Source organism: Calidithermus terrae (genome assembly GCF_003574345.1).
GTDB lineage: Bacteria > Deinococcota > Deinococci > Deinococcales > Thermaceae > Calidithermus > Calidithermus chliarophilus.
In genome coordinates this window covers 1-2987 of sequence record NZ_QXDL01000328.1, presented here as the reverse complement: position 1 = coordinate 2987, position 2987 = coordinate 1, and the positions used below count along the sequence as shown (strand labels likewise).

Sequence of the window (2987 nt, the reverse complement as noted above, 5' to 3'; positions counted from 1 at the left end):
GGTTGGGGGGGATAAGCCCTCCGCGCGCGGGGAGGGCTGGGGCAGGGCGAACCACAGGCCACGAGCTGACGGCTGACGGCTCCTACTCCCTACTCCCCCGCCTTCAGCTTCTCGACCACGGCGCGGTCCTCGAGCGTGCTCGTGTCCCCCTTGATGTCGGTCTCGCCCGCGGCGATCTGGCGCAGCAGGCGGCGCATGATCTTGCCGGAGCGGGTCTTGGGGAGGGCGTCGGTGAAGCGGATCTCGTCGGGGCGGGCGATGGCGCCGATCACCTTGGCGACGTGGGCCTTGAGCTCGCCCTTGAGGGCGTCGGAGCCGGCGCGGCCGGCCTTGAGGGTCACGAAGGCCACGATGCTCTCGCCCTTGACGGGGTCGGGCTTGCCCACCACGGCGCTCTCGGCCACGGCGGGGTGGGAGACCAGGGCGCTCTCGACCTCCATGGTGCCCAGGCGGTGGCCCGAGACGTTGAGCACGTCGTCCACGCGGCCCATGATCAGGTAGTAGCCGTCGGCGTCGCGCCTCGCGCCGTCGCCGGTGAAGTAGTTGCCGGGGTACTGGCTCCAGTACTGGTTGAAGTAGCGCTGGGGGTCGCCCCACACCGTGCGCAGCATCGAGGGCCAGGGGCGGCGGATGATCAGGTGGCCGCCTTCGTCGGGGTTGGAGACGGGCTGGCCGGAGGCGTCCACGATGGCCGGCTCGACGCCGAAGAAGGGCTTGCCGGCGTGCCCGGGCTTCATGGGGTGCACGCCGGGCAGCGTGGTGATCATGATGCCCCCGGTCTCGGTCTGCCACCAGGTGTCCACGACGGGGCAGCGCCCCTTGCCGATGACGTTGTAGTACCAGACCCAGGCCTCGGGGTTGATGGGCTCGCCCACCGTGCCCAGCAGCCGCAGGCTCTCGAGGCGGGCCTTCAGCGGCCACTGCTCCCCCGCCTTCATGAACGCGCGAATGGCGGTGGGGGCGGTGTAGAGGACGCTCACGCCGTACTTGTCGATGACCTGCCAGATGCGGCCGGGGTCGGGCCAGTTGGGGGCCCCCTCGTACATCACGGTGGTGGCGCCGTTGAGCAGGGGGCCGTAGACGACGTAGGAGTGGCCGGTGACCCAGCCCACGTCCGCGGTGCAGAAGTAGGTGTCCTGCTCCTGCAGGTCGAAGACGTACTGGGCGGTGAGGTAGACGTAGGTCTGGTAGCCCCCGGTGGTGTGCATGACCCCCTTGGGCTTGCCCGTCGAGCCGGAGGTGTAGAGGATGAAGAGGGGGTGCTCGGCGTCCAGGGGCTCGGCCGGGCAGACGTCGGAGGCGTTTTGCATCAGCTCGTGGTACCAGTGGTCGCGGCCCGGCTGCATGGAGATGTCCTCACCCGTGCGGCGCACCACCACCACGCTCTGTATGCCGGGGGCGTCGGCCAGGGCCTCGTCGGCGTTGTTCTTGAGCGGGACCACGCTGCCGCGGCGATAGCCGCCGTCGGCGGTGATGAGCACGCTGGCCTGGGCGTCCTTGATGCGGTCGGCCAGGGCCGAGGCGCTGAAGCCGCCGAAGACCACCGAGTGGATCGCGCCGATGCGGGCGCAGGCCAGCATGGCGACGGCGGCCTCGGGGATCATGGGGAGGTAGATGGTCACGCGGTCGCCCGCCTTTACCCCGAGCCCCTTGAGCACGTTGGCGAACTTGCTGACCTCGCGGTGGAGGTCGTGGTAGGTGAGCACCTGGCTGTCGCCGGGCTCGCCCTCGAAGACGATGGCGGCCTTGGTGCGGCGGGCGGCGAGGTGGCGGTCGAGGGCGTTGTAGGCGAGGTTGGTGCGGCCGCCCACGAACCAGCGGGCATTGGGGGCCTCCCACTCCAGCACCCGTTCCCAGGGCTTGAACCAGTGCAGCTCGGAGGCTACGCGGCCCCAGAAGGCTTCGGGGTCGTCGAGGCTCTGGCGGTAGAGCGCTTCGTACTGGGCGGGGTCGGAGAGGCGGGCGGAGCGGCGGAAGGATTCGGGGGGCTCGAACACCCGGTCTTCCTTGAGCACGGCTTCCAATTTCTCGGTCATGGCAGGGCCTCCAAAGGCGGGAAACGGCAACAGGGCCTGAAGCGATGGGGTCAGGGTATGCCCGGGGCCGCTCCCCGGTCAAGAACCCCCGGGTTTTGCGCCATGTGCAAATGAGAGGATTTCTTGACAGCCCCCCTGGGCGAGCCCATCATGGGCCCAAACCGCTTCTGAAGGCGCAGGAAGGTTTTCCCCGATGGCCCAAAGCCGCAAGCTCACCACCGTACAGGCCGCCCTGCGGGTGCTGGCCTACCTCCTCGCGCACCCGGAGGGCCTCGAGGCCGCGCAGGTGGCCCGCCTGCTGGGCAAGAGCCTCTCCACCGCCTACGCCCTGCTGGCGAGCCTGGTGGCCGAGGGCTTCGCCGAGCGGGTGGGCACCACCTACCGCGTCAGCCAGAACGCCCTCTCCCCCGTCTCCGGCCCCGGCCACGGGGACACGAACGCCCTCGAGCGCCTGCACGACGCGCTCGAAGAGCTCTACCTGCGCACCCGCGAGCGCACCTACCTCGCCCTGCTGACCCGCGAGGGAAAGCTGCGCCTGCAAAGCCGGGGGCGCCAGGGCCAGCCCAAGCCGCCGGGGCTCGAGGGCGACAGCACCGAGGCGCTGCACGCGCTGGCGCTGGGCAAGGCGGTGTTGGCCTACCTCGACGCCGCGCCGCCGGGCCAACTGCGGGCCTACACCCCCAACACCCTCACCGAGCCGGTGGCCCTGCAGGACGAGCTCGACCGGGTGCGGCAGATGGGCTTCGCGGTCGAGCTCGAGGAGTTCGCCGAGGGCATCTCGGCGGTGGCCGCGCCGGTGTTCGGTCCGGAGGGGCGGGTGATCGGGGCCTTCGGCGTGGTGGTGCCTTCCCGCCGCTTCCCCTACGCCTTCACCCGCTTGGCGCACGCGGTGCGCGAGGTGGCCCGCGCCGCCTCCGGGCACCTGCCCGGCGAGAGCCACCCGGCCCCGCC

At 70.9% G+C, this 2987-nt stretch carries 2 protein-coding genes; one reads left to right on the top strand and one right to left on the bottom strand.

Features of this window, described 5'->3' with window-relative positions; all coding sequences use genetic code 11:
* Positions 1-89: 89 nt before the first annotated feature.
* Positions 90-2036, bottom strand: coding sequence for an acetate--CoA ligase (acs, locus tag Mterra_RS20185; RefSeq protein ID WP_119316730.1), 1947 nt, complete (start codon positions 2034-2036; stop codon positions 90-92).
* 193 nt (positions 2037-2229) lie between these two features.
* On the opposite strand from acs, the gene Mterra_RS20180 reads away from it, so the two are divergent.
* Positions 2230-2987: IclR family transcriptional regulator (locus Mterra_RS20180; protein WP_147372972.1), on the top strand; the 758-nt coding region annotated here is incomplete at its 3' end.

What these genes read in the sequence shown, in the direction of transcription:
- acs (WP_119316730.1), bottom strand. Translation starts at nt 2,036, where the DNA reads ATGACCGAGAAATTGGAAGCCGTGCTCAAGGAAGACCGGGTGTTCGAG.